The 26,477-nt window shown below is 70.4% G+C and carries 26 protein-coding genes; 12 read left to right on the top strand and 14 right to left on the bottom strand.

Annotated features, from left to right (window positions below; genetic code table 11):
* The first annotated feature begins 156 nt into the window (after positions 1–156).
* Both OG453_RS43195 and OG453_RS43190 read left to right on the top strand, forming a co-directional pair.
* Positions 157–1,104: an SIS domain-containing protein gene (locus tag OG453_RS43195; protein ID WP_266874285.1), complete on the top strand. Its 948-nt coding sequence runs from the start codon at positions 157–159 to the stop codon at positions 1,102–1,104.
* A 142-nt stretch (positions 1,105–1,246) separates the two neighbouring features.
* On the top strand, positions 1,247–2,083 hold the full coding sequence (locus tag OG453_RS43190) for a class II fructose-bisphosphate aldolase (protein WP_266874284.1): 837 nt from the start codon (positions 1,247–1,249) through the stop codon (positions 2,081–2,083).
* On the opposite strand, the gene OG453_RS43185 is transcribed toward OG453_RS43190, so the two are convergent.
* Positions 2,070–2,249 (bottom strand): hypothetical protein, encoded by a 180-nt coding sequence (locus OG453_RS43185; RefSeq protein ID WP_266874283.1) that lies wholly within the window; start codon positions 2,247–2,249, stop codon positions 2,070–2,072. The two genes, OG453_RS43190 and OG453_RS43185, sit on opposite strands and share 14 nt — an antisense overlap.
* A gap of 321 nt (positions 2,250–2,570) precedes the next feature.
* On the opposite strand from OG453_RS43185, the gene OG453_RS43180 reads away from it, so the two are divergent.
* On the top strand, positions 2,571–3,632 hold the full coding sequence (locus tag OG453_RS43180; protein ID WP_266874282.1) for a serine hydrolase: 1,062 nt from the start codon (positions 2,571–2,573) through the stop codon (positions 3,630–3,632).
* A 31-nt stretch (positions 3,633–3,663) separates the two neighbouring features.
* Here the strand turns inward: OG453_RS43180 and OG453_RS43175 are convergent, their stop codons facing one another.
* The 4 genes from OG453_RS43175 to OG453_RS43160 all read right to left on the bottom strand — a co-directional run bounded on the left by OG453_RS43175 (position 3,664) and on the right by OG453_RS43160 (position 8,107).
* Positions 3,664–4,761 carry an NADAR family protein gene (locus OG453_RS43175; RefSeq protein WP_266874281.1) on the bottom strand — a complete coding sequence of 366 codons (1,098 nt, stop codon included), beginning with the start codon at positions 4,759–4,761 and terminating at the stop codon, positions 3,664–3,666.
* A gap of 69 nt (positions 4,762–4,830) precedes the next feature.
* Complete coding sequence (locus tag OG453_RS43170; protein ID WP_266874280.1) at positions 4,831–5,736, bottom strand: carbohydrate ABC transporter permease; 906 nt, start codon at positions 5,734–5,736, stop codon at positions 4,831–4,833.
* Positions 5,733–6,695 carry a carbohydrate ABC transporter permease gene (locus OG453_RS43165; protein ID WP_266874279.1) on the bottom strand — a complete coding sequence of 321 codons (963 nt, stop codon included), beginning with the start codon at positions 6,693–6,695 and terminating at the stop codon, positions 5,733–5,735. Before OG453_RS43165 ends, OG453_RS43170 begins: the two co-directional genes overlap by 4 nt.
* Positions 6,696–6,802: 107 nt before the next feature.
* Entirely contained in the window at positions 6,803–8,107 is a 1,305-nt protein-coding gene (locus OG453_RS43160) for a sugar ABC transporter substrate-binding protein (RefSeq protein WP_266874278.1), read from the bottom strand.
* Positions 8,108–8,400: 293 nt separating this feature from the next.
* On the opposite strand from OG453_RS43160, the gene OG453_RS43155 reads away from it, so the two are divergent.
* A complete protein-coding gene (locus tag OG453_RS43155; protein ID WP_266874277.1) occupies positions 8,401–9,441 on the top strand; it encodes a LacI family DNA-binding transcriptional regulator in 1,041 nt (346 codons plus the stop codon).
* A gap of 91 nt (positions 9,442–9,532) precedes the next feature.
* Positions 9,533–10,291, top strand: coding sequence for a hotdog fold domain-containing protein (locus OG453_RS43150; RefSeq protein WP_266874276.1), 759 nt, complete (start codon positions 9,533–9,535; stop codon positions 10,289–10,291).
* Positions 10,292–10,772: 481 nt separating this feature from the next.
* Here OG453_RS43150 and OG453_RS43145 read toward each other — a convergent pair whose 3' ends face one another.
* The 4 genes from OG453_RS43145 to OG453_RS43130 all read right to left on the bottom strand — a co-directional run bounded on the left by OG453_RS43145 (position 10,773) and on the right by OG453_RS43130 (position 15,025).
* Complete coding sequence (locus tag OG453_RS43145) at positions 10,773–11,417, bottom strand: 1,4-alpha-glucan branching protein (RefSeq protein WP_266874275.1); 645 nt, start codon at positions 11,415–11,417, stop codon at positions 10,773–10,775.
* A 26-nt stretch (positions 11,418–11,443) separates the two neighbouring features.
* Entirely contained in the window at positions 11,444–11,878 is a 435-nt protein-coding gene (locus OG453_RS43140) for a VOC family protein (protein ID WP_266874274.1), read from the bottom strand.
* A 61-nt stretch (positions 11,879–11,939) separates the two neighbouring features.
* The gene (locus OG453_RS43135) at positions 11,940–14,336 is read right to left on the bottom strand and encodes an ABC transporter permease (protein WP_266874273.1); all 2,397 of its coding nucleotides are present in this window, start codon (positions 14,334–14,336) and stop codon (positions 11,940–11,942) included.
* The gene (locus tag OG453_RS43130) at positions 14,333–15,025 is read right to left on the bottom strand and encodes an ABC transporter ATP-binding protein (RefSeq protein WP_266874272.1); all 693 of its coding nucleotides are present in this window, start codon (positions 15,023–15,025) and stop codon (positions 14,333–14,335) included. Before OG453_RS43130 ends, OG453_RS43135 begins: the two co-directional genes overlap by 4 nt.
* A 226-nt stretch (positions 15,026–15,251) precedes the next feature.
* Here OG453_RS43130 and OG453_RS43125 point away from each other — a divergent pair, with 226 nt between their 5' ends.
* Both OG453_RS43125 and OG453_RS43120 read left to right on the top strand, forming a co-directional pair.
* On the top strand, positions 15,252–16,550 hold the full coding sequence (locus OG453_RS43125; protein WP_266874271.1) for a sensor histidine kinase: 1,299 nt from the start codon (positions 15,252–15,254) through the stop codon (positions 16,548–16,550).
* Positions 16,551–16,600: 50 nt separating this feature from the next.
* Positions 16,601–17,287: a response regulator transcription factor gene (locus tag OG453_RS43120; protein ID WP_266874270.1), complete on the top strand. Its 687-nt coding sequence runs from the start codon at positions 16,601–16,603 to the stop codon at positions 17,285–17,287.
* 106 nt (positions 17,288–17,393) lie between these two features.
* Here the strand turns inward: OG453_RS43120 and OG453_RS43115 are convergent, their stop codons facing one another.
* On the bottom strand, positions 17,394–19,094 hold the full coding sequence (locus tag OG453_RS43115) for an immunity 49 family protein (protein WP_266874269.1): 1,701 nt from the start codon (positions 19,092–19,094) through the stop codon (positions 17,394–17,396).
* Between the two features lie 43 nt (positions 19,095–19,137).
* On the bottom strand, positions 19,138–20,007 hold the full coding sequence (locus OG453_RS43110) for a class I SAM-dependent methyltransferase (protein WP_266874370.1): 870 nt from the start codon (positions 20,005–20,007) through the stop codon (positions 19,138–19,140).
* 194 nt (positions 20,008–20,201) lie between these two features.
* Here OG453_RS43110 and OG453_RS43105 point away from each other — a divergent pair, with 194 nt between their 5' ends.
* The gene (locus OG453_RS43105; protein ID WP_266874268.1) at positions 20,202–21,176 is read left to right on the top strand and encodes an ADP-ribosylation family protein; all 975 of its coding nucleotides are present in this window, start codon (positions 20,202–20,204) and stop codon (positions 21,174–21,176) included.
* Positions 21,177–21,202: 26 nt separating this feature from the next.
* Here the strand turns inward: OG453_RS43105 and OG453_RS43100 are convergent, their stop codons facing one another.
* The gene (locus tag OG453_RS43100; protein ID WP_266874267.1) at positions 21,203–21,817 is read right to left on the bottom strand and encodes a dihydrofolate reductase family protein; all 615 of its coding nucleotides are present in this window, start codon (positions 21,815–21,817) and stop codon (positions 21,203–21,205) included.
* Positions 21,818–21,879: 62 nt separating this feature from the next.
* Complete coding sequence (locus OG453_RS43095; RefSeq protein WP_266874266.1) at positions 21,880–22,587, bottom strand: NAD(P)-dependent oxidoreductase; 708 nt, start codon at positions 22,585–22,587, stop codon at positions 21,880–21,882.
* 116 nt (positions 22,588–22,703) lie between these two features.
* Between OG453_RS43095 and OG453_RS43090 the strand changes: the two genes are divergently transcribed.
* From OG453_RS43090 to OG453_RS43075, 4 genes are all read left to right on the top strand, one after another.
* On the top strand, positions 22,704–23,420 hold the full coding sequence (locus OG453_RS43090) for a TetR/AcrR family transcriptional regulator (protein WP_266874265.1): 717 nt from the start codon (positions 22,704–22,706) through the stop codon (positions 23,418–23,420).
* 152 nt (positions 23,421–23,572) lie between these two features.
* Positions 23,573–24,454, top strand: coding sequence for an RNA polymerase sigma-70 factor (locus OG453_RS43085; RefSeq protein ID WP_266874264.1), 882 nt, complete (start codon positions 23,573–23,575; stop codon positions 24,452–24,454).
* 2 nt (positions 24,455–24,456) lie between these two features.
* Positions 24,457–24,918: an SRPBCC family protein gene (locus OG453_RS43080; protein ID WP_266874263.1), complete on the top strand. Its 462-nt coding sequence runs from the start codon at positions 24,457–24,459 to the stop codon at positions 24,916–24,918.
* Positions 24,919–25,000: 82 nt separating this feature from the next.
* Positions 25,001–25,816, top strand: a complete 816-nt coding sequence (locus OG453_RS43075; RefSeq protein WP_266874262.1) for an SAM-dependent methyltransferase — start codon at positions 25,001–25,003, stop codon at positions 25,814–25,816.
* A gap of 12 nt (positions 25,817–25,828) precedes the next feature.
* On the opposite strand, the gene OG453_RS43070 is transcribed toward OG453_RS43075, so the two are convergent.
* Entirely contained in the window at positions 25,829–26,452 is a 624-nt protein-coding gene (locus tag OG453_RS43070) for a cysteine hydrolase family protein (protein ID WP_266874261.1), read from the bottom strand.
* Between the last annotated feature and the right edge of the window lie 25 nt (positions 26,453–26,477).

Raw genomic sequence — 26,477 nt, 5'->3', positions numbered from 1 at the left:
ACCATGAACAGTGCACACACTCACTATGCTCGATTCTGCATTCTTTGGCGCCTTAACGAGCAACTATTGACATCATGCATGTCGATACGACAGCGTGCTCGGCGCAGGAGACGTCTTGTCGCCGCCCGTCTGTCCCCTCACCAAGGAGCACCCGCCATGGCCGCCCCGCACACCTGCCGCACCTCCGTGGAGATCGCTTCCCAGCCCGACGCCTGGCGCCAGGCCGCCGCTTCCGCCGGATCGCTCTCCGCGGCCCTGCCCCGGCGCGGTGAGCGCATAGCCGTCGTGGGCTGTGGCACCTCGTGGTTCATGGCCCTCGCGTACGCGCAGCTGCGGGAGACCGGCGGGCACGGCGAGACGGACGCCTTCGCCGCGTCCGAGTTCCCGACCGGGCGTGCCTACGACCGGGTCCTCGCCATCACGCGGTCCGGCACCACGACGGAGGTCCTGGACCTGCTGGCCCGTCTCAAGGGCACCGTGCCGACCTCGGCGATCACCGCCGATCCCGCCACCGCCGTCATGGACCTGGCCGACAGCGTCGCCGTCCTGGACTTCGCCGACGAGGAGTCGGTGGTCCAGACGCGCTTCGCCACCTCGGTCCTCGCCCTGCTCCGCGCGCATCTGGAGGCGGAGGGCGCCCTGCCGGACGGGGTGCGTCCGATGGCCGGCGCGATCGAGGACGCGCAGCGCGCCGTCGACGCCCCGATCGGCGAAGACATGCGTGGCGCCGAGCAGTTCACCTTCCTCGGCACCGGCTGGTCCTACGGACTCGCACTGGAGGCCGGGCTCAAGATGCGTGAGGCGGCGGGCGCCTGGACCGAGGCGTATCCGGCGATGGAGTACCGCCACGGACCGATCAGCATCACCGGGCCGAACCGGGTGGCGTGGCTGTTCGGAACGGCTCCGCAGGGCCTGGCCGACGACGTCGCAAAGGTCGGCGGTGCCTTTGTCGCCGGTTCCGAAGGTGCGGGCGGCCTCGATCCGCTGGCCGACCTGATCCTCGTACAGCGTCTGGCGGTCCTCATCGCGCAGGACCGCGGATACGACCCGGACCGCCCCCGCAACCTGACCCGCTCGGTGATCCTCGACGACGGCCAGTCCTGAACCGACCGGGCGGTGGCGGCCCGCGTTCGTGGTGAGGCGTCGGGCCGTGTGCACGCGCCCCGCCCGACATCTCACCCTCCCTTCCCGGCCAAGTCCCTGACGCCCCGCACCCGTTCAGCCGTCATTCCTCTGGAGAAGCCCCATGCCCCTCTCCCCCACCGGCACCATCACCCACGCCGCCCGCCAACAGCGCTCGGGCGTCGGTGCCTTCAACGTCGTCCAGATCGAGCATGCCGAAGCCATCGTCACCGGGGCGGAAGCCGCGCAACGGCCCGTCATCCTCCAGATCAGCGAGAACACCGCCCGCTACCACGGCGCCCTGACCCCGCTCGCCCTGGCGACCCTTGCGATCGCCCGCGCCGCGCACGTCCCGGTGGCCGTCCACCTCGACCATGCCGAATCGGCCGACCTGGTCCGTGAAGCCGTCGAACTCGGCTTCACCTCCGTGATGTTCGACGCCTCCAAGCTCCCCTACGAGGAGAACGTCGCCGCCACCCGCTCCATCACGGAGTACTGCCACCTCGCCGACATCTGGGTCGAGGCGGAGCTCGGCGAGATCGGCGGCAAGGACGGCGCTCATGCCCCGGGCGTCCGCACCGACCCCGACGAGGCCCGTGCGTTCACCGACGCCACCGCCGTCGACGCCCTCGCCGTCGCCGTCGGCAGCTCGCACGCCATGCACACCCGCGACGCCGCGCTCGACTTCAACCTCATCCAGCGGCTGCACACCGCCCTCGCCGTCCCGCTCGTCCTGCACGGCTCATCCGGCGTCAGCGACACCGACCTGGGCAAGGCCATCGCGGCCGGCATGACGAAGGTGAACATATCCACCCACCTGAACAGGCTGTTCACCAGTACGGTGCGCGCCCGCCTCGCCGCGGCGCCGGACCTCGCCGACCCCCGCAAGTACCTCGGCCCCGCGCGCGACGCCGTCGCCACGGAAGTCACCCGGCTCCTGGGGATCCTCAGCCACCCCTGACCGTCTCTGTTCGGCTGACCTCCTGGGTGTCGGTGAACGCGCCGTCCGCCATCACCCCGCCCACCACTGCGAGCAGCAGCGCCGCGGCGCCCGCCCACGCCGAGACCGAGCGCCGCGACCGCCGCCCTCGCGGCTGTCGCGGCTTTCGCGGCGCTTCAGCGCGCATGGGCGGGAGCGTCGCAGGCCCGCACGCGATGGTCCTGCGCGCATCCGCACATGACCGGCCTGTGCCGCACGCCGCTCCAGCTGCCGGTAGCTCAGGCCCGACCAGGCCTTCAGACGTCGCAACTCCGCCATGAACGCGGCCGCATCCGTGTTGGGCGGCGTGGGTGGCGTGGGCGGCGTGGACGGTTCGCTGGTTGCCATTCCGGTCCCCCTGGATGAGCTGGACGTACGCGGGCTCGCACAAGCTCGAACACCCTGACAGCTTGAGGAACGGCGACGGCGGCGGTCAACCTCGGTGCGCATCACCGACGTTGGAGGTCACATGGGACGTACTCATCCCGGTCACCGCCGCCGCGGCGGCGCCATTTTGCTCGCCGCCCTGCTGGCGCTTTCGCTGCTCGGCGGGTGCACCGCAGAACACACCAGCCGCTCCCCGGCCGCGTACGACAGGAAAACGATCGGTAGGAAATCGTTCGGCTCGGAATCGATCGCGGGCTTTCTGCGCCGCACCTTGCCCCAAGGTGCGAGCGGCACCGTGATCGCGGCGCGCGGCGACCGGCTCGTCCACTGCGCCGGCTTCGGGTCCGCCGACCGCGCCGCCGACCGCGCCGCCGGCATCCCCGCCGGCTGCCGCACCGTCTACGACGTCATGTCCGTCACGAAACAGTTCACCGCGGCCGCGGTCCTGAAGCTGCAGACGATGGGCCGGCTCGACGTCGACGACCCCATCAGCCGGCACCTCGGGCCCGTGCCCGGGGACAAGAAGAGCATCACCGTCGAGCACCTCCTCACCCACACCTCGGGCCTGCCCGAAAGCCTCGGCGACGACTACGCGCCCGTCTCCCGCGACCAGTTGGTCCGTCGCGCCCTGGCCTCGAAGCTCGGCTCGGCCCCCGGCAAGGAGTTCCACTACTCCAACACCGGCTACAGCCTGCTCGCCGCGATCATTGAGAAGACCTCCGGTCAGGGTTACGAGCCCTTCCTGGCCCGGCACCTGTTCGCACCGGCCGGGATGAAACACACCGGATACGTCCTGCCCCGCTGGCCACGGCACCGGATCGCCGTCGAGTACGACAGCCGGCAGCACAGCAATGTCCTGCCCGCCCACGCCCGCCGCCAGTTGTTCACGCCACGCGTCCCCATCCCGGGCAGCGCCGACTCCGCCGCCTACGGATGGATCATCCGCACCACCCCTGAGGAGCCACTGGCCTGGCACGACGGCGGCAACGGCTGGTCGCTGGCCATCCTGACACGCTCCCTCCGCGACGGCGTCCTCGTCTACTGGGTCAGCAACCACGCCTACCGGAAAGGGAAATGGAACTTCGAGGACCTCGCCGAAACCCTCACCGAGGGGGTCGCCGAACGCTCCCGGACTGGTGGCTGAGCACCAACTTTCCGCCCGCAGCCAGCCGTCACTACGGGAACACCCGTCGCGCGACGAGCCGGGCGCGGGTCAACTCCAGCAGGCGGCCCACCCAGTTGCGCCCGCGGCCGTCGCCGGCATCCCTCCAGAAAGGGGAGTCCGACAGGCCGGTGTAGCTGATCACGCTGTCCCCGGTGGCCAGCAGGATCTGGGCGAGCTCGGGGTTCTGAGTGAACTTCACCTCCAGGAGGCCCTCCATGACCGCCAGCCGCACATCGGGCCAATCCGCTCTCCGCTCCACCCGGCCGCCCATCTCGCGCGCGTCCCGAACGCTCGGCGCATCCCGTATCCGGTCGTGGTCGCGAGGGTCGGCCGCCGACAGCGCCCAATAGCCGTGGATCACGCAGGGGTAGGTTTCCCCGGCGAACTCCACCGGCACCGGGTACTCGTTGCGGAGAACGAACGGGCCGAGCGCCTCCGGCCAGCCCCGTGGACAGACGGTTTCCAGCGAGGTGAAGGCGGCCTGGCCGGCCTCGGCCGGATCGTCGGCGTATCGCTCCGCGCGCTGCTCCTGCGCCTGTGCGACCGCCTGTTCCAACCGGTTGAAGTAGTCCAGGGCCTGCTGGTGCATGTCCGCCGTCGCCACCGGGCCGTCCCCGTCGACGGCCTCCCCCAGCTCGGTCAGCAGAATCCGCAGCGGGCGGTCCTGGTGGTCCATGTCGCCGAGGACGAAGACCCGCAGGTGCGGTGGAACCGCGAGGTAGGCCTCTCGCAGCACGGTGCGGTTGGGTTCGCTCGGATCCTGCTGGAAGTGCCGGATCGCCTCCTGGCAGCGCTGCGCGGCCGTCGGCCGCCCGCTCAACTCTTCGACCTTGTCGGCGACTTCGAGCAGGAACCCCTGCGGGGTCAGTGGTTCGCCGTAGCGGGCACGCCACTTCGACGGCGGGGCGGGAGCCGCTGGCGCTCCCGGCTCCGTGACCGCGATGTCGCCCGATTCCAGGAGCTTCTCCAGGCCGGGCAGATCGGTCCACTCCTCGCACTTGACGGCGCCGTCCGCGAAGACGATCAGGTCGTCGAGGACGTGCCTGTCATCCCACGGCCTGCGCCGCCAGACGTGGCACCAGGCCCCGTCGATCGTCTGCCCGTCCACTCTCCGATGCGTTGGTTCTCGCCATGTCATCGGAGCACGCTATCGCCCGGAAGCGGACCGCCGGCCACGTCACTTGACCGCGCCCGCCGTCATCCCCGCACGCCAGAACCGCTGCAGCGCCAGGAACGCCACGATCAGCGGGACCACCGACACCAGCGAGCCCACGACGACCAGTGACGCCGGAACCGCCACTCCATGAGCCGCGTTCCACCCCACAAGACCCACGGTGACCGGCTGCAGGCGGTCGTCCCCCAACACCATCGCGGGAAGCAGGTAGTTGTTCCAGATCTCCACGAACTGGAACAGGAAGATCGTCACCAGCGCCGGCAGCATCATCGGCAACGCGATCGTCCGGAAGATGCGGAACTCCCCCGCGCCGTCGAGACGTCCGGCCTCGATCACCTCGCCCGGCACCGCCTGCGCGGCGAAGACCCGTGCCAGATAGACACCGAACGGGCTGACGATGCTGGGCAGCAGCACGGCGAGCGGATTGTTGATCAGGCCGACCTCGGAGAACATCAGGTACAGCGGCAGCGTGAAGAGGATCTTCGGGACCAGTACGGCCGCAAGGACCGCCCCGAACAGCGCGCCCTTGCCCCGGAATTCGTACTTGGCAAGGAGGTAGCCGGCCATCGCCGACATCAGGGTGGCGCCGAGCGCACCGATCCCGCAGTACAGGACGCTGTTGAGCATCCAGCGCCAGAAGATGCCGTCGCTCTGCGCGGTCAGCCGGCTGAGGTTGTCGAAGAGGCCGAAGCCGTCGAACCAGAGTCCGCTGCCGCTGAATTGGCGGCCGAACGGCTTGGTCACCGAGACCAGGAGCCACCACAGCGGGAAGAGGAAGTACGCGGTGGAGATCAGCAGCAGGGTCAGGACGACGCCACTGCTTGCCGCCGTGGTCTCCCGACGCGCCGCGGCCTTTGCGGTGCGGCGCGCCTTGGACGGGGCGGCGGGTCGCGTCACGGTGGTGCTCATGCCTTGTCACCCCGGTTGGTCAGCTTGAAGAAGACGAAGGACAGCACGCCGACGGCGACGGCGAGGATCACCGACTGGGCGGCGGCGTAGTGGTAGTTGCCGGCCGCCACCGCCGACTGCGCGGACATGATCGGTGTGAACGTCGAGGAGACGGAGCCGCCGGAGATGGGCTGGAGCACCGTCGGTTCGTTGTAGAGCTGTGCGGAGCCGATGATCGAGAAGACCGCGGTGAGCACCAGTGAGCCGCGTACGGCCGGGATCTTGATGTTCCAGGCGATCCGCAGGGCGGACGCGCCGTCCATCTTCGCGGCCTCCAGGACCTCACCGGGGATCAGCTGCAGCGCGCTGTAGATAATGATCATGTTGTAGCCGGTCCAGCTCCACGTGACGATGTTCGCCACCGACCACAGGACCGAGCCGCCGGAGAAGAACGGGATCTGGATGCCGAGCGGCTCGAGGAGATTGTTGATCGGGCTGGACCCGGAGGAGTACATGAACGACCAGACCAGGGCCGCGCTGACGCCCGGGATCGCATAGGGCAGGAACGACGCGAGACGGAAGAAGCCCTTTCCGCGCGCCGACTTGGCGTCGATGAGCAGCGCGAGGCCGAGTGCGAGGCCCAGCATCAGGGGGACCTGGACGACGGCGAACAGGCCCACCCGGCCAAGGGCGGCGAGGAAGTCGTGGTCGCCGAAGGCCTGCGCGAAGTTGTGCAGCGGGTCGAACTCCTTTGTCGGCGCGGTCAGTCCGAGGCCCGAGCGCTTGACGACGTACAGGCTGCTCACGGTCGCGTAGACGATGGGCGCGATGTACATCGCCGCGAACAGGGCCACGAACGGACCGCCGAACAGCAGCAGGGTGCGTTTGGTGAGTGCCGTCTCCCGGCGGCGGCGCCTGGGCGGCCGGGCTTCCTGCCGCGGCGGTGCGGCGGGGTCGGCCGCGCTGAGTGTTGTGGTCACGAGCTCTCTTCCGGTTCGACGCCTGGCGGGGGCGGCCGGTCCCAGCGGCCGGCCGCCCCGGGTGGATCGGGAGCAACGAGTGCATCGGGAGCGACGGGGCGTCCGCCCTACTCGGTCACCTTCAGGCCCTGGTTCTTCAGTTCGCGGACCGTCTTGTCCTGGGTGGTGCGCAGGGCGTCCTTGAAGGTGCCCTTGCCGGCCCAGGCCTTGCCCAGCGCGTCGTCCAGGTCCGCGGAGGTCTTGGTCATGACCGGGCCCCAGGTCCAGTCGGAGTTGACCTTGGGTGCCGCCGCCGCGAAGACGTCGTAGATCTTCTGGCCGCCGAAGTACGGGTCCTTGGCCTTGAGCTGGGGCAGGTCGAGGAGGGCGGGCGCGGCCGGGTAGAGGGATGCCTTGTCGACGAGGCCGCCGTACGCCTTGCGGTCGGTGCTCAGCCAGTGGGCGAAGGTCCACGCGGCCTTGGTGGACTCGCAGCCCTTGAGGACCGCGGTCGCCGAGCCGCCCGCGTTGCCGACCGCGGTGTCGCCCGCCTGCCACTGCGGCATCGGCGCGACGGCCCAGTCGCCGGAGCCGTCCTTGGCGCCGCCCTTGATGACGCCGGCCTGCCAGACGGCGCCGACGACGGAGGCGATGTTACCGCTGCCAATTCCGGTGTACCAGGACTGGTCGTACATGGGGGCCTTGCTGATCAAGCCGTCGTCGGCCAGGCCCTGCCAGTAGCCGGCGACCTTCTCATTGGCCTTCGAGGCAAGGCCCACCTGCCACGCGTCGCCGTCGATGCCGAACCAGCTGGCGCCCGCCTGCCAGGACAGGCCCGCGTAGTCGTAGTTCAGATAGGGCGAGGAGATGTAGCGCTCGGGGTCGGAGGCGTGGATCTTCTTGGCCTGGGTCTTGTACTCGGACCAGGTCTTCGGGGGCTTCAGGTCCAGCTCGTCGTAGACCTTCTTGTTGTAGAAGAGGGCCATCGGGCCGGTGTCGACGGGCGCCCCGTACACGGCGTCCCCCAGGGAGACCGAGCGCCAGGCCGCCTGCTGGAAGTCGTCCTTGTCGCCGTTCGCGTACTTCGATACGTCGCCGAGGGCGCCCTGCGCGGCGAAGCTCGGCAGGGTCTCGTAGCCGACCTGGGCCAGGCAGGGCGCGTTGCCGGCCTGCACCGCGTTGAGCATCTTCTGGTAGCCGCCCTTGGCGCCGGGCTGCACTTCCTGGTACTCGACCTTGATGTCGGGGTGCGCCTTGTTGAACGCCTTGACGGCGTCGGCGTACCCGGGCGACCAGCCCCAGAACTTCAGCGTCCCGGTCCCGTCACCGCCTCCGCCGGCGGAATCCGAACCGGACGACGAGCATCCGCCGAGCACCAGCGTGAGAGTGGCGGCTGCGGCGATGCCCGCCGTGCGCATACGGGTCCTCTGCACGGCCCCTCCTTGTGTTCGTGGGCAGGGATCAGACCCGGACACCGAGGGCGGGGCCTGCTGTGGGATCGATGCACCATGGGCCGCATGGGGCCTCATTCAGCGCGCCGATGGCCGGAACTATGGCAGAGAATGTTATCGATGCCAATAGGTCTTTCCCCTTGAGCTCTCAGGCCGGTGCGGCGGCGATGAGGCCGGTATCATCCGGCGCACGGAACGACGTACGGAACCACGTACGAAACGACGCATGCATCGATGTACGGAACGAAGCGAGGACGCGTGGAGACAGTGGACGCATGGATGCGGTGAACGGTGGCGAGGGCGGCGGACGGCCGCCCGGCATGGCCGATGTGGCCCGGGTCGCGGGAGTCTCCGCGCAGACGGTCTCGCGCGCCCTCTCCGACCATCCCAACGTCCGGGAGGAGACGCGGGCCAAGGTGCTCGCCGCCGTGGAACGGCTCGGGTACCGCAAGAACAGCGCCGCCCGGATCCTGTCCTCCGGGCGCAGCCGGACGATCGGCGTGGTCACGCTGCAGACCACGTTCTACTCCCGCCTCACGCTGACTTTCGGCATCGAGAGCGCCGCGTACGAGGCCGGCTACTCGGTGTCCACCGCCTCCACCGCCTCGCTGGACACGTCCGCCGTCGAGGCGGCGCTCTCCCGGCTCGCGGACCAGCGCGTCGAGGGGATCATCCTCGCCATCCCGCTCATCCATGTGAGCCCCCGCATCGAGCAGTTGACGGACTCCCTGCCCACGGTGACCGTCGACGGGTCGCGCACGGCGGCCTCCGAGGTCGTCGCGGTGGACCAGGTCCAGGCCGCGCGCCTGGCCACGCGCCATCTGCTCGACCTCGGGCACGAGACGGTCTGGCACGTCGCGGGCCCCGGCGAGTGGCTCGACGCGGCGAGCCGTCTGCAGGGCTGGCGGGAGACCCTGGAGGCGGAGGGCCGCACGGCCCCGCCCGTCCTGGAGGGCGACTGGTCCCCCTCGTCCGGCTACCGCAACGGCCTCATCCTGGGCCGCATCCCCGACGTGACGGCGGTGTTCGCCGCCAGCGACGAGATGGCCTTCGGCGTGATCCGCGCCCTGCATGAACTGGACCGGCGCGTCCCGCAGGACATCTCCGTGGTCGGCGTCGACAACATCGACCTCGCCGAGTACTGCTCGCCGTCCCTGACCACCGTCGCCCAACCCTTCGCCGAGATGGGCGCGTTGGCCTTCGGCCATCTGCTGCGGCTGATCGAGAATCCCGAGGCCGAGCATGAACCGGCGTCCGTCGAACCGAAGTTGATCGTGCGGACGAGTACGGCACCGGTCGGCCGCGGGACGGTGTGAGCACGGTGGGGCCGGGTGCGATCCGCGATCTCCATCACTGTTCCTCTCCGTGCCTCGCCTGTCGCGCGGTGGTGTGGTGGGGTGGTCGACCATGACAGCGAGCCGGATTCTGAGCGTCCCCACCCATGCGACGGGCTACCCGGGGGTGGCCTTCGGCGGCTATGTCGCGGGGCTGCTCGCCGCCCGCGCGGAGGCCAAGACGGTACGCGTCGACTTCCGTGGCGCGGTGCGTCCCGACACCCCGCTCCAGGTCACGCAGACCCCGGACGGCGGCTGTCTGCTCGGCGACGCCGAGAACGGCGCCTTGGTGGCGTGCGCGCCGGCCGAACTGCTGCTCGATCCGCCGGAGATGCCGACCTGGGAGCAGGCGCAAGCAGCCACCGAGGACTACCTCAGGCACATCCGCGAGTCGCCGCCGCCGATTCCCGACTGTTTCGGCTGCAGCCCGGTGCCGGTGGGACTCGGCGTACGGGTCTTTCCGTCCCGCGTCCCCGGGCGCGAGCTGCTCGCCGCGGCCTGGGTCCCCGACGCCGAACTCGCGCTTGACGACGGGACGTTGCCACCTGAGATGGTCTGGTCGACCCTCGACTGCCCCGGCGGCTGGCTGGGCATCAGGTTCGGCCTGACGAAGCCGGGCGCGGTGACGGCCGCGCTCACCGGGAGGCAACTGCGGCCGGTGCGGGCGGGCGAGCGCCATGTGTCCTACGCCTGGCCCATCGCCGCCGAGGGCCGGAAGGTCACCGTGGGGGTGGCGCTCGCGACGGTGGCCGGCGAACTGTGCGCGCTGGCCGAGGCGCTGTGGATCAGCCCTCGGGAGCGGCGGGCCGCCGATCCGGGATCAGGGGCCTGACGCCACGACGCAGCCGCCGCGCGCGCCCTGCGACGCAGCGTTCCCGTTCCGGCGTTTCGGTGCCGGGGACGGGAACGTCATGCGTGGCTCAGGCCGGCGCAGGTCAGGGAATGCACCACGCCGGAGCAGCGGCGCTGCGGCTGCCGTCGTCACCGACCAGCGGAATGCACCAGGCGGGAACGGCTTCGCCACTGGCCCTGCTCACTGGTGCCCACCTTTCACTTGTAGCCGCCTGGGCGGGAAGCGCCAGGCCGTCCATGGCGAAAGTCGCCACCGCCGAGGTCGTCCCGCCACCGACGCCATCCAGTGCATCAAAAGGGGCCAGGCCCAGAGCAGTTCACCTGCCCGCGGATGTGTGCCTGCGGGAGTTCCTGGCGGAGGCGGTCCCGCAGGCGAGGCCCTCGGCCGCTCCCGCGGCGGGCCGACCACGAAGGTCCGCCTCGCCGCGGACGGCAAGTGCCGCCCGATGCAGATGCAGAGGCTACGCCCGGGTGCCGGTGTGCAACACGGCGAACACCCCCCGGGCACGGGTGTCACCGGGCGTCTGCCAGGAGGCGGTGAAGTGGCCGATCGCTCCCTGCGGAGGGGTGGTGGGCTGCAGGACCCGGTGCAAGCGGAGGGTCATGCCATGCGGCGTAGTCAGCCGGGTGCCTTCTTGATCGTCGGTGGCGGTGAAGTCTGTGGGGATGGAGCCTTCACCGACGTAGGAGGCGATGACCTCCCGGTCGGGGACGCCGGTGATGTTCTGGTCCTGGGCCTGTGCCCGCCCCTCGATCAGGGCCGCCAACTGGGCGACCGACACGGGGTCGTGGCAGCCGTCATAGGCCCATCGCCGCCCCAGCACCCCGTGCTCCATGGTGCCGACGAGGGCGTGCTCCGCCCCGTCGAGCGGGGCACCGCGATAAGCGAGCGGCACCAGATAGGTGGTCGGGTGAGGGCCGGAGGCGTCGGTGACCACGATGAACTCGATCCCCACCTCGCCTTGCGGGTCGTCCAGCCGGAAGCCGCCGGCCTTGGCCAACTGCGGTTCGGCCGCGCCACCGCGGTACCACGGACGGGAAGGCAGCCAGGAGGTGAGCAGTTCCAGCTTGGTCGGCTTGAGTACGGTGTGGTGGATGACGGCCATGCCGAAGGTTCCCTTCCGTTGAGGCTCTAGTCGAGACAGAACTCGTTGCCCTCGATGTCCTGCATCACGAGGCACGACTCGTCGAAGCCATCGGCAAGCAGTAGTTGCACGCGTGAGGCGCCGAGTGCGATCAGCCGTGCGCACTCGGCCTCAAGCGCGGCCACGCGCTCTTCGCCCACGAGCCCGGTGCCGACCCGCACGTCAATATGCACCCGGTTCTTGACGACCTTCCCTTCGGGAACGCGCTGGAAGAACAGTCGCGGGCCGACACCTGACGGATCGATGCAGGCGAACGCCGAACCCTGACGCTCGGGCGGCAGTGCGCGATCGAAATCGTCCCAACTGGCAAACCCCTCTGGGGGCGGCGGTACTACGTACCCCAACACCTCGCACCAGAAACGGGCGACGCGCTCAGGTTCCGCGCAGTCGAAGGTGATTTGGAACTGCTTGATCGACGACATCGGTCCATCGTAGAGGCGGGTCTTTCGGCACCTCCACGGGCCCGGCACGGCGAGCGGGACGCTACTCGGTGCGCAGCGCCGTGGCCGTACGGGCCTTGGCCGCCCAGCCGGCCGGGAGCAACGCGCCCAGCATCGCGAGCATGATCCCGCCAAGGCCCAGCAGGAGCAGCTGAACAGGGTCGTACACATCGAGGACCGCCGACGGCAGGCCGGTGCCCACGGCACGCCCCATCGCCGGCATGACGAGACCGTGCAGCGCGTACCCCGCCGGCACGCCGATCAGCCCGCCGATCATGCCGATCACGGCAACCGAGGCGAGCACGAGGCTCATGGTCTGGCGCGGCGACATGCCGATCGCCTTGCAGACGCCCAGGTCGTGGACGCGTTCCCGGGTGTCGAGGACCACGGAGTTGAGTACACCGAGGCCGGCCACGGAGACCAGCATCAGGGTGAGCAGCACCGCCATCGCGGACATGATGAGGATGACGCCGTCCTGCCCCGACGAGGCGTTGATCATGGCGTCGCCGCCCAGCGGCCGTACGACCGCGGCGAGCTTCCGGGCGTACTCGTCGGCGGCTACGCCGGACTTCACCTCGACGAGGAAGGAATTGGGCGCGGCCGACGCGAAGTCGGCCATGTCCGCGTGGATCTGCGGCTCGCGGCCCGACGTGTCGAAGGACTCGCCCACGATCCGCAGGTCCGCGGCTTCTTTCTCGTACGTCACCCGGACCGTGTCACCGATCTTGGTGCTGGTCCTCTCCAGGAAGCGGGTGGGCACCACGACCTGCCCCGTACCGGTGAGCCAGTGCCCGGAGATCATCTCGTAGCTGCCGGAGCGCGCCTCGCCCTCGTAGAGGCTGACCTGAACCGAGCCGGAGATCCCGGCCACGGCGGCCTCGGTCTGGGATGTGCCGTAGTACGACCCTGTGCCCGCCTGCGACTTGATGGCGGACCGCACCTTCGCCGGGTCGGCGACCTTCGGTTTGTACGTGCCGGCCACGCTGCCTCCCGCATGAGCATGAGGGGGCGGCGGAGGGGGAGCGACGTTGGCCGGCTTGGTCGTCGTCACCGTGACCGCGGCACGGTTCTCCGGGTCCTGCGAGGTGCCGATCGCGGTCAGGGACGAGGTCAGCCCCACCGCGAAGGTCGCCGCGACCGTACCGAACGCCACCGCGAGCAGCATCGCGAGGGTACGGACCGGATGCGTGAAGGGGGTGGCCAGACCGTAGGTCACCGGTCGCGGCAGCGGCAGTCGCCCCATCGCCCGGTGCGCCCACTGGCCGCGCCCGGTGCGCGGCGACCGGCCGACCGCGATGGCCTCGACCGTGCGCAGCCTTCCGGCCCGCAGTGCGGGGATCAGCGCCGCGAGCCCCACGACGACCAGGGCGGCGGCCGGCACGGTGACGTCCACCCACCAGGCCACCGAGAGGGAGACGGTGCCGTACACCTCCTCGGTGTCGGACAGCAGCGGCACTGCGAGGAGGTTTCCCAGGACGACCCCCAGGGCGACGCCGGCGCAGGACGGGATCAGCGCCTGGGCCACGTAGGCGTGTACGACCTCGCGGGGAGTGAAGCCGATGGCCTTGAGAATGCCGATTCTGCGCAGGCTGGTGCCGACCGCACCACTGATCACACTGCTGACGATGATCACCGACATCACGATGCCGAGCACGCCGAAGGCCATCACGAACGGGACGGTCGCCGCCGCACCCTGATCAGCGGCGCGCTTGGTGTCCAGCCAGGACTGGGTGCCAAGGAGCGCCCCGGACTCCACGGAGGCCGCCACCCTCTTCCGGTCGGCGAGGATCTGCTCCTTCGTGCTCGCGGAGTCGAAGCGGTAGAGCATCTGGCTCGTCACTGGGTTCTGCTCCGACGCCAGTGCGTCGACCTGCGCGGGGGTCACCCAGGCGTCGGCGGTCTTGCTTGCCGACACGGCGAAGCCGACGATCGAAAGGGTCGGGGCCCTCGCACTGTCCGAAGCCTTGAGCCTGGCGCCGATCTCGATGGCGGGTCCCTCGAACGACGCGGCGAGCACGATCTCGCCCGGCTTCTGCGCCCACCGGCCGGACTTCAGATCCACGCGGTCCACGTCGCCGTCCGGACCGGACCGCCCGACCAGGGTCAGCGTCGGCAGGGGGAAGCCCGCCCGATCCACCGGGCGGAACGCCGTGGACGGGTACGGCCCCGCGCTCGCGGTGACGCCGGCCGCCCCGCCGCTCTCTGCCAGCTGCGTGGCACTCGCCTTGGCCGGATCGAACTGCGCGGTGATGTGCGCACCTTGCTGCTTGCCGAAGGCGTGGTCGAAGGGCGCGGCCGCGGCGACCATCAGCGATCCGGCGACCACGGCCGAGGCCACCGCCATCATCGTGGCCATGGCGATCACCACGGTCTGCACCCGCCGCCGGCCGACGCCGGAACGTACGACACGGCCCGTCGCGCCGGTACCGAACAGCCTCATCGGACGGCCTGCGTCGACGAATCGAGGGCGACGCGACCGTCGACCAGGTGGATCGTGCGGCTCGCGCATGCCTGCGCCAGCGTCAGGTCGTGCGTCACCAGCACGATGGTCTGTCCTGCGCGGTGCAGATCCGTCAGCAGATCGCGGACGTCGTGGCCCGAGGCGGAGTCCAGCGCACCGGTGGGCTCGTCGGCGAGCAGCAGCGCGGGCCAGTTGACCAACGCCCGGGCTACCGCGACCCGTTGGCGTTCGCCTCCGGACAGGCGGCCCGGGTAGGCGCGGGCATGCTTCTGGATGCCCAGCATCTCCATGAGCTCACCCGCGCGGGCCGCGGCCTTGCGCCGGCCGGTCCCGGTCAGCTGGGCCGGGAGCTGGATGTTGTCGGCGACGGTGAGGTCGTCGAGGAGGTTGAAGAACTGGAAGGCCATGCCGATGTGTTCGCGGCGGAACCTGGCGAGGGCGTGCTCGCTCAACTGGTCGATCCGCCGCCCGGCCACCATCACGGCGCCGTCGGTCGGCTTGTCCAGTCCTGCGACGAGGTTCAGGAGCGTGGACTTGCCGCTGCCGGAAGGGCCCGTGACGGCGAGGGCCTCCCCCTCGGCGACGCTGAGCGTGAGCGGTCCGAGGGCGGGCGCGCCGACGCTGTCGTAGCGCTTCGCCACACCCTCCAGTTCGATCACTTGACGCATATGAGTTGTCCGTCCTTGAGGTCGGTCGCGAGAGGCACATGCCGTTGTCGGCCCCGCGAACCTAGAAGCCGTCGCGCCGGGGGCGCGTCGGCCGAGGAACCAACATCAGGCCCTCCCCGCGGAGGATTCGGCCGCGGAGTCCTACCTGCGGATGAGTACCTCCGGAGCAACGCTCTGATCGAACAGGTGGACGCGGACCGGGCGGTGAGCGCAGCACAATGTGCGGATGGAGACGGAAGACCGGCTCAGCCGGCATCTGCGGCTCATCGACGCGCTGCGCCCGGAGGCGAAGGCCGCCCCGCTGTCCCGTCGAGCGGTGCGCGCCGATGTGGTGCTGGCAGTCGTACTGACCGTCATCGCCCTGTTCGTGGCGGTGCGCTATCCCGGCGACGGGCCGGTCAGCATCAACCCCCCGACGGCCGACACCGGAACCGGGATCCCGGCTCCTCCCCCGCCGCCCGGCGCTGGTGAGGTGCCCGTGGAGGAGGAGCCTTCCGCCGTGCCCTGGGCCCTGGTGATCCTTTCGACGCTGCCGCTGGCCGGGCGGCGCCGGTATCCCCTGACCCTGTTCGTGGTGGTCCTCGGGGCGGCACTGGCCATCGGCGGCTCCGCCTCCTGGATCACCGTCCTGGCCTGTGTCATCGGCGCCTACAGTGCCGTCGTGCACAGCCGTTACCGGACAGCGGCGATTGCCGTCCTGGTGATCGCCGCCGCGCTGTCCGGTTTCGCGTTCCGCAACGCGGACCCCGTGCTCCCCGGATGGTCCAGCCCCGGATTCATCCTGCTGGTGGCCGGGATGCTGGCCAGCCTCGTCCGCTTCCTGCAACTGCGCCTTGCGTCCAGCCGGGACCGGGTCACGGAACTGCAGTCCGCCCAGGAGGAGGCCACGCGCCGAGCCGTCGAGGAGGAGCGGGCCCGCATCGCCGCCGAACTGCACGACGTGGTGACCCACAATGTGAGCGTGATGGTGATCCAGGCCGGCGCGGCCCGCAAAGTGATGGACGTGGTGCCCGAACAGTCGAAGGAGGCTCTGCTTGCCGTCGAGGCGGGCGGTCGGGCCGCCATGGCCGAACTGCGCCATGTGATGGGCCTGTTGGCCGCCCCGGACCACGAGAGGCCCGACGGTCTGGAGCCCCAGCCCGGGCTCGCGCAGCTCGACGCGCTGGTCGCACGGGTACGCGCCGCCGGGACGCCCGTGAGCGTCGGGGTGTCGCTGCCGCCGGATCCGCTGCCTCCGGGTGTGGACCTCGCGGCGTATCGCGTCGTACAGGAGGCACTGACCAACACGATCAAACACGCGCGCGGCGCGCAGGCCTCCGTCGCCATCGGTTACACCGACGACTGTCTGGAGATCGGCGTCACGGACACCGGCGGCGCCAAGGATTCCCCGCCGGTGGAGGGCAACGGCCGTGGCCACATGGGGCTGCGCGAGCGATTGGCGGTATACGAGGGCGAGTTGACGGCCGGGCCGACGACTGCCGGCGGCTACCGGGTCACGGCGCGCATCCCGCGGAGCACCGTATGAATGCGGAGCACGGTATGCCTGCGGAGCAAGGTAAGCATGCGGAGCACGGTATGCCTGCGGACCAGCCGCCGCTGCGCGCCGTCATCGCCGACGACCAGGCCCTCGTACGCACCGGTTTCAAGATGATCCTGGCCGCGGACGGCATCGACGTGACCGCCGAGGCGGCCGACGGGGCCGAGGCTGTCGCGGCGGTCCGCCGTACGCGGCCCGACGTCGTCCTCATGGACATCCGGATGCCGGAGATGGACGGCATCGAGGCCACCAGGCGCATCATCGGCGAGGCAGGATCGGGCGGGACGCGGGTCGTCATCCTCACCACGTACGACCTCGACCACTACGTCTACGCCGCGCTCACGGCCGGCGCCAGCGGCTTCCTGCTCAAGGACGTGTCACCGGAACATCTGGTCGCCGCCCTGCGCCTGGTGCAGACCGGCGATGCCCTCCTCGCACCCACGATCACTCGTCGGCTGATCGAGCGCTTCGCCCATCACGAGGCACCCCAGACCGTCGCCCCGCACCGCGATCTGTCCGGCCTGACCCCGCGCGAGCTAGAGGTCCTCCGCCTGCTCGCGACGGGCCTCAGCAATGCCGAACTCGCCTCCCGGCTGTTCCTCAGCCCGACCACGGTCAAGAGCCACGTCGGCCGCATCCTGTCGAAGCTGGACCTGCGCGACCGTGTCCAGGCCGTCGTCTTCGCCTACGAGACGGGGCTGATCGCCCCGGGCGGGGGCGCCTGAACGCTCCGCTGGACGTGCGGTGATGAAACCGCGGGCCGGTGGGGGCTGGTCGCGCAGTTCCCCGCGCCCCTTACGGGGCGCGGACCGCCGCGCCGGTTCCAGGCCCTCAGCCGGGGAACTCCTCGATGCGCTCCCGGTTGAGGAGGTACGTGGGCAGGTGCGGCTGCTGCAGAGCGACGGGGAATCCGTAGTCGTAGGCCAGGCTCGCCATCGCGAGCGGGCCGAGCGCGACTTGGGCGCGGGGCGCCGCCGAGTCGCCCCAGTACGCGCCGTGGTGGGCGACCGCTTCGGCGAGGGTCTTGGCGAAGGCGTCGTGGTCGCGTGCGATGAAGCGGTGGAAGAGAGCGACGGGCTGGTAGTCGATCTGGTTCACGAAGTCCATCGGCGCGTGGGTCACGGTCTCGGGCATGGACGTTTCCATGGTCGCCAGGAGTTTCTGTACGACGTCGTCCATGGGGCGCTGGGACCAGTAGGTCTGCAGCGTGTCGATCCAGTGCAGGACGTATGCGTCGACCGAGTCGTCCTGCCGCAGCGCCTCCAGCGGCACCTGGCACAGCCGGTCGGCCCGGTCCTGCCGGCGGCACGCGAGAGCGAGATAGAAGGCGTCGAGCCAAGCGCGGGCGTCCGCGGGCGGCTCGACGGGAAGGTCGGGCAGCTGCGGCTCAATGTCCTCGCCAAGGCGGCATTTCTGCGCCTGCGCGCCGGTGAACAGCGCGGAGCCGAGCTGTACGGCGGTGGCCCAGGCGTCCCACGTGTCGATGTGCGCCACTCGGGGGTCGGCGGCGCAATGGCTGTGGGCGAGGGTGAGCGCCGAGGCGAAGGCGTCGCGCAGCCCGGCAGGCTCCTGGGCGAGCCGGGTTATCGACTCGGCTGTGGTGTGGGTGAGTTCGGCCGTGTCGGGAGCCTTGGCGGTGGTGCTCGTGGCGAGCCGTCCAGCACCGTCGAGGCGGACCAGGCCCTTCATCAGGCTGAGCAGCTCCGGCGGGGGCTGCAAGGAGAAGGTGCGGGTTTCGGGGTCGATGACCGTGAGCGACGTCAGGGCGCCCTTGTGCCACCAGTAGACCCGCGGGGACAGGGCGCCCGGTCCGTCCTCGTGAGCCCCGAGGGCGTACGAGGCAAGGCCGTTGACGGCATCGACGACGGAGCCGTCGGTGATCGGGTGGTAGGCAAGGAGATTGCGGTTCGGCATGACGACGAGGGCCCCGGCGTCGGGCAGTGCCTCGCCGGTGATCTGCCGGGCCGCTTCGGACAGGAACAGCGCCTTGCTCGCGATGAATGGGGAGTCGCCGTACACGGAGTGCAGCAACGCCCTTCCCTGGACCGAGACTTCGTCGTGCTCGACGGGCACGCGCATCAGGTTCGCGTACGCCGCCTGGCCCAGTTCCTCCAGACCGGCACGCTCCACGTCGGCGTCGGTCAGGATCCGCACGCTGGTCGGCATGTCGAGGGCGTACGCGAAGACAAGCCCTTCGGCCACCACGCGTGCGTAACGCATGGCACCGGCGAGCTCAGGGCCGATCGAATCCGCGGGCAGCAGCCGCGCGTGCACACCGCGCAGCAACTCCGCGGCGCTCTCGCCACCCCGGCTCCCCTCCCGCAAGGCGGCGAAGTGCTCGTCCACCAGGGCCGGCCAGCGGTCCTGTGGTGCATGGCGGCACTGCTGCGCCAGGTTGTGCAGGGAGTAGCCGCGACCGTCCTCGCAGTACGGGGCGGCCAGTGCGCGCAGGCGTTCGGCCTGCGCGACGGTCAGCATCGGCAAGTCGGGATCGGGGGTTGCTGGCGCGGCGAGGGCGTCGTCGTGATTCACCCCTCTGACCCTACGAGTTGGCAGTGCGACGGCTGACGCCGGGTCATGCCGCACCGCATCGCGGCTTCGGCTCGGCGGAGCCTTTCGCCCACACAAAGAACTCGGTGCCCGGTTGGCGCTCGGAGAAGCGGCCGGACGGGGAGCTGCCCAGGAGCAGGTGGCGCAGGTCCGCCTCGAAGGCGTCGCGGTCCTCGCCGAAGAGGTGCGGTGCCGAGAACGACATCGAGAACACCCCCGCGACCGCGTCGTCGACCGTGCGCACCAACTCCTGGCCTCCGGGCACGACGTGACGCCGGGGGCCGGTGAATCCCGCGCGGGCGAACACCAGCGCCTCACCGCCGGGTGTTCCCTGGGGCAGCACGCCCCGGCCGGCCCTGCGGACCGGTCCCAAGTAGCGTCTGACCAGCTCGTCCATCGCCGCGTAGGGCACCGCCGGATACGCCATGCCCTCGGTGGTCCGGGGCTCCGCCTTCTCGTCCGAGATGTGTACGAGGACTCCGCCGGGCCGGAGCATGTCCCTGATCGTCGTCGCCACCAGGTCGCGGTCCATCCAGTGGAAGGACTGCGCGAAGGTCGCGACGGTGAACGTACCGAGCCCCGCGGGGAGTTCCTCGGCGCGGGCCCGCACCCACCGCGTCTTCCCGGCCACTCCGCGCTCGGTGGCCGCGCGCCCCGCCTCGGCGATCATCCCGCGGTCCGGGTCGACGCCGACGACCTCGGCGAACAGGTGCGCCAGTGTCAGGGCGATGGTTCCGGGCCCGCAGCCCACATCGATGAGGCGTCCGCGTCCGTCCAGGTGCAGAACCTCGGCGAGTTCGTCCGCGAGACCGGGGGCGTAGGGAAGCCGACCGCGTCGGTAGTAGGCGGCCGTGCCCGAGAACAGGGTCTCGTCCCACTCCCAACCTGCCGTCATGCCCAGCACCGCCTTCACCGTCATCCAGTCGTCCGTCCCTGCCGGACGGACGATGATTCCACGGCGCGAGCGACCACCACGGCATCCTGCCGGGTCGAGGTGGAGCTCCGTGTCGGCCCTTTCGACGGTTCGATAGCCTCGGGGCTCTTGTGTGGCAGCGGGCGTGCGTGCGCCTCGGAACCTGGGGGCTTGGGATGACGGAGCAGACGGAGAGTGCGGCGGTCCGGGCCGCCGTCGAAGAGCGCTTCCTGCGCGAGTGGGGGTTCGAACTGCCTGAGTCGGTCTTCCGGTTCTGGGCGTTCCTCGGCTCGCTCGGCCCCGTGGAGGAGCAGGCGCTCGGGGAGCTGGACGTGAGCCCCGTCGGCATCATGGACCTGTTCGCCGACCCCGGTCTGCGGCCGCGCGACGGCATCGACGTACGCGTGCACGGTCGCTACTACCGCGACCCTCCCGAGTTCCTGACCTTCCTGCACGGCGGCTCCGACGGCCTCCACCACGGCCTGTGGTTCGACGACGGCCGCACCTGCAGTGGCGTCGCGTCGTACTACAACAACGACGGCGGTGGCATCAACACGCATGCGGCCACTCCGCTGGAGGCGGTGCGCGCGATTCTCGAACTCTTCTGGCGCGAACTCGACGACGACGTACAGGACGAGGAGGTGACCGAACGGCGCTCCCGCCTGGCCCTGCTGCGCGATGCCCTGACCGGCTTCGAGACCGGCGACCGCCCCGAGGTCGGCCTCGTCTACTCCAAGGCGTACGACTGGACGATCCAGCCCGAGGACCCCGACCGGGTCACGACGCTGGACGGCGCGGGCGCACTCGCCGCGGGGGAATCCGTCCTGGACCGCCCTGCCCACCACGGCGCCGACGAGTACAAGTTCGCGACGTACATGTACGCCCTCTTCGACGACGCCGAGGCGCTGCGGGCGAACCTGGAGGAGGCCCGCAGCCGTTGCTCGGCGGGCGATCCGACGGAGGCGCTCCTCCTCGGCCGCGACCTGCACTGGGCGTCGGGCGGCGACCCGGCCCGTGAGGCGCTCGCGAACGAACTGCTCGTGCTGGCCTATCGCGCGCTGGATCGTCCCGCGCTTGCGGGGATCGCCGAGGCGCATCACCGGCACCGTTCCTTGGCGAAGGTGACCGTCCTTGAGACGAAGAAGGCCTGAACCGGCCCGACGGTGCGCTCGCGTCGTCAGAGGACGTCGTAGATCAGATGCGTCGCGGTCGATGTGGCGGTCACGCTCCGCTGCACCAGCGTGCGCGGCGCTCCGCCGGTGAACAGTGGTGTCCCCGCGCCCAGCACGACGGGCGCGAGGTGCAGCGACAGCACGTCGATCAGGCCGGCGTCGAGCGCCGAGCGGATCGTGGCGCCGCCGCCCATGAGGACGACGTCGAGCTCCTTGCCGCCGGCCGCCGACGCCGCCTCGGCGTGCTCGCGCGCGGCGGTGACGGCGTCGGGCAGACCGGTGGTGACGAACGTCCAGTCGAGGCCGGTCAGCCGCACCGACTCCGGCGGCGAGCTCGTCACGACGACGAAGGCGGGCTTGCCCACCTCGGCCGCGCCGTAGCCGACCTTGTCGTCCCAGCCGTGCGGCCCGTCGACCACGTCGAAGAGGTGGCGGCCGAGGATGACGGCGCCCGAGCGGGCCGTCGCCTCGTGCAGGATCCGGCGGTCTTCGGGGTCGTCGGAGAACGCCCAGGTGTGCAGGGCCTCGCCGCCGGTGCCCAGTCCGCTTTCCGGGCCGGGGTCGGGCCCGGTGACGAAGCCGTCGAGGGAGACCGAGATGTCAGCGATGATGCGCGTCATACCAGGGCAGACCCGATCCGCCGCCCGAACTCATCGCTCGCCCATGAAGCGACCCGGCGACTTCAGTACCCGATGGTGAAGCGGCGCTGCACGAAGCGGGGCAGTTCCGCCTCGTCGATCAGGGCGACGGCGGCGTCCTCGGCCGAGATGCGGCTGCGGCCGTCCGCATCCACAACGGGCTGGTCACCGCCGGTGCGGAAGCGGCCCGTGCGTTCGCCTGGGGCGATGTCCTCGGCGGGGCTGAAGTAGGTCCACAGGCGGTTCGACACGCGCAGGACGTTCAGGGCGTCCCGATGGCCGCGCACGGCCGCCGCGTAGGCGCGGGGCAGGCCGACCTGGTCCAGGGTCGCGTGCAGCAGGTCGTCGGAGTCGGCTCGCACCACTCCCGGTTCCACCTCCAGGCTGCCCGCGCCGCCGATCACGATCAGCCGGGTGCGGGGATGCCGCTCCAGCGCCTTGAGCAGGGCGCGCGCCGCGGTGGCGTAGACGGTGGGGTCGGCGATCGAACGCCGCACGGTGTCGGTCATGTCGTGCGCGGCGTTGCCGGGCTGGAATCCGCTGATCAGGACGTCGAGACCGGGCAGGGCGGCGGCGACGGCCGCGGGGTCCAGGACGTCGACGCTCGACCAAGTGATGTTCTCCCGCTGCTCCTTGCCCGCGGCCGACGAGGCGTCGCGGCTGAACGCCTTGACGTGATGCCCCCGGCCCAGCGCTTCGGTGACGACCCTGCTGCCGATGGTTCCCGTGGCTCCGATGACTCCGATGTGCATGGCTCTCCCCTGTGCATGCCGATGTACGACGCCCCCTGATGGTGACGCCGTGCGAAAACTATACGCCGTGAAGTTTTCGCATGGTGCGCATTAAATTGACGCTGTAGATTGGCCGCGTGGCAGATACAGGCAGCAAGGGCAGGCGCGAGCGGCTACGGGCCGAGACGACCGCCGAAATCAAGGGCGTGGCCTTGACATTGATGGCATCGGGCGGTCCCGACGCCATCACTTTGCGAGCCATCGCCCGCGAAATGGGCATGACGGCGAACGCCATCTACGGGTACTTCGCCACCCGGGACGACCTGATCACCACGCTCATCAATGACGTGTACACGGCCCTCGCGGACGCCGTGGACAGCTCCTGGGAGGCCACCTCCGACGAGAGCCCGGCCGCGCGGATCCAGGCATGGTCCCGCACCTTCCGGAACTGGGCCCTGGCCAATCCACAGGGCTTCCGGCTCATCTACGGCGATCCCGTTCCCGGCTACCACTCCCCCGAAGGCGGCGCCGCCCCGGACGCCGCGCGCCGCGTCTGCACCGGGCTCACCGCCCTGGCGGCCGCCGCCTGGCCGCACGCCGAACGCCTCTACGAGGGCAGCGAGTTCGCCTGGTCGGACTTCGACGCGGGGCTGCTCGACAAGGTACGCCCGGCCTTCCCGGAGCTGCCGCCGGCTGCCGTCGCCCTCGCGCTCCGCATCTGGGGGCATCTGCACGGCCTGGTGTCGCTGGAGGTCTACGGCCACCTGCGTACCCAGACCGCAAGCCCGGACAAGCTCTTCCAGGAGGAACTCGCCCAGCTGGTACGGATGTTGGGCCTCCCGCAGCAGCGCTGATCGGCCACCCCGACCGGATGTGAAGTGAATCACCGCGGCGGACTGTCACGGTTCGCCGGTCCGGAGTGTCTCGATGGGCGTCCGACGAGTCCGACGAGAGGAGCCGGGTGTGATGCCGAGGTACCGAGGGGTGCTCGCCGCGGGGGCGGGCCATGGCTGAGGACGCCTTCACCGAGCACCGTCCGCTGCTGTTCACCATCGCGTACGAGATGCTGGGCAGCGCCGCCGACGCCGAGGACGTGCTGCAGGAGAGCTACCTGCGGTGGAGCGCGGTCGATCCGGCGACGGTCGAGCACCCGCGCGCCTACCTGGTCCGCCTGGTGACCCGGCAGGGCCTCAACCACATGCGCGCGGTCAGGGCGCGGCGCGAGGAGTACGTCGGCCCATGGCTGCCCGAGCCGATCCGCACCGTACCCGAGGTGAGCGAGGACGCGATCCTGGCCGAGTCGGTGTCGATGGCCATGCTGCTCGTCCTGGAGACGCTCAACCCGACCGAGCGCGCGGTGTTCGTGCTGCACGACGTGTTCGGCTACACCCACGGCGAGATCGCAGCGTCGATCGGCAAGGCCGAGGTGACCGTCCGTCAGATCGCCCACCGTGCACGCCGGCACGTCCACGCACGGCGCCGCCGCTTCGAGCCCGACTCCGACGCCACCCGGCAGATCGTCCAGCGGTTCCTGCTCGCGGCGTCGACCGGCCGGATCCAGGATCTGATGGATCTGCTGGCGCCCGATGTCGTGCAGATCTCCGACGGCGGAGGGAAGGTGGTCGCCGCCCGCCGGCCGATCACCGGCCGCGACGAGGTCGCCCGGTTCGTCCTCGGCGTGCTCCGCACCACCGGCTCGACGACCAGTGTCGAGCCCGCCACCTACAACGGCATGCCCGCGGCCCGGTTCCTGACCGGCGACGCACTCGACTGGCTGGTCGCGTTCGAGATCCACGACGGACGGATCACCGGCCTCTACGGCATGCGCAACCCGGACAAGCTGCGCCGCGCCGACGCGGTGCGCGAACTCGACAGAGGAGGTCTCTGACCATGGAAACCATGACGGTCGAACGCGTCATCGCCGCCCCGGTCGAGGAGGTGTTCGCCTGGCTCACCACGACCACCAACTACACGCGTTCACCCCTGGTGGTGCGCTGCCGCCTGACGCGGCGCGGCGAGGGCGCGCCCTACGGCGTCGGCGCGGTGCGCAGTCACCTCTGGCTGATCGGCTGGTTCCGGGAACGCATCACCCGCTACGAACCGCCGTACGCCACCGAGTACGTCGTCGAGCGCAGCCTGCCGCCGGCCCGGCACGAGATCGGCCGTATGACGTTCGCGCAGGTCGACGGCGGCACCCTGGTGCGCTGGACCACCCGTGCCGAGGTCAGCGTCCCGTTGCTCGGCCCGCTGCTCACGCGGCGCCTCGCGAGGCCGATCATCACCCACACGTTCGGCGGCATCCTCGACGCCGCCGCCACGGCGCTCGCCACCGCTTCGAAGCCGGCTGCATGAACTGGCGTACGCGCACTGATCGTTGGGACGTAGGTTGTGCGGTGGAACACTTCACGCCTCGGTGGAAAGACGGACGGAACCCATGACCGACCCCGCGACGACGCCCGGGTCTGCGGCACAGCAGCAGATCGACACCTCTGTGCCGCACTCGGCGCGGATCTGGAACTACTGGCTGGGCGGCAAGGACAACTACGCCGTCGACGAGGCGGCAGGCGACGCGTACAGCGCCGTCTTCCCCGGCATCGTCACCATCGCCCGCAGCAGCCGCGCCTTCCTGCGCCGGAACATCACGTACCTGGTCGACGACGCGGGCATCCGGCAGTTCCTCGACATCGGCACGGGACTGCCGACCGGGGACAACACTCATGAGGTCGCCCAGCGGCTCGCTCCCGAGACCCGGATCGTCTACGTCGACCACGACCCGATGGTGCTCGCACATGCCCGCGCGCTGCTCACCTCCACCCCGGAGGGGGCGACCGCCTACGTCGACGCCGATCTGTCCGACCCCGACCGCATCCTGGCGGCGGCCGCGGAGACGCTGGATCTCACGCGCCCCACGGGCCTGATCCTCAGCAACATCCTTGGCCACGTCGCCGATTACGACCAGGCGCGATCCATCGTCGCCCGCCTGATGGAGGGGCTGCCGTCCGGCAGTCACCTCTCCATCAACGACGGTTCACGGGGCACGGACGCCGATTACGAGCAGGCCCAGGATGCCTACAACGAAACCGGCGCCGTCCCCTACTTCCTGCGTCCCGTCGACGAGATCACGGCGTTCTTCGACGGCTTGGAGCTCCTGGACCCCGGGGTCGTCTCGGTCCCGCTCTGGCGGCCGGACGGCACCGCTCCTGCTCTGGAGCCCATTGGTGAGCACGGCGGTCTCGCCCGCAAGCCGTGACCCTCAGGCCCTTCAGGCCGGGAGGGCCTCGACGTTGGGGACGACCGTGCCGAACAGGTCGGTGATCGCGGTCAGCGCGGCGGACTGGAGGCCGGCGGCCGGCAGGACGCCGCCGTCGGGTGTGGCGAGGGCGCGCGTGGCGGTGGTCTCGGCGACGACGGTGGGCCGGTAGCCGAGGTTGAAGGCGCCCTGGGCCGTGTAGTTGACGCACATGTGCGTCATGAAGCCGCCGAGGACCAGGTCCTTGCCGCTGCCCGGCGCGGCGCCGAGCTCGGTGAGCGTCTTCTCCAGTTCCGTGAGGTGGAAGGAGTTGGGGAACTGCTTGACCACGACGGCCTCGCCGTCCACGGGGGCTACCTCGTCGCTGATCGCCCCGATGTGGGCGCGGATGTCGTACGGGGTGCCCTCGCCGCCGTCGTTGATGACGTGGACGACCGGGGTGCCCGCGGTGCGCGCACGCTCCAGCAGGCGGGCGCCCGCCGCGACGGCCTGCTCGGCGCCGTCCAGGGCCATGACGCCGCTGCGGTAGGTGTTCTGGAAGTCGATCAGGATCAGGACGGATTCGCTCAGCCGGGGCGGCTGGTTGTCCAGGCCGATCACGTCACGCAGGGTCGTCGAAGGCTGATTCGTGCTCATGGGGAACCTTTCCAAGGGGAAAAGG

This window comes from Streptomyces sp. NBC_01381 (genome assembly GCF_026340305.1).
GTDB lineage: Bacteria > Actinomycetota > Actinomycetes > Streptomycetales > Streptomycetaceae > Streptomyces.
Note: the sequence above shows the minus strand (reverse complement) of the source record. Positions and strands in the feature narration are given on the sequence as shown.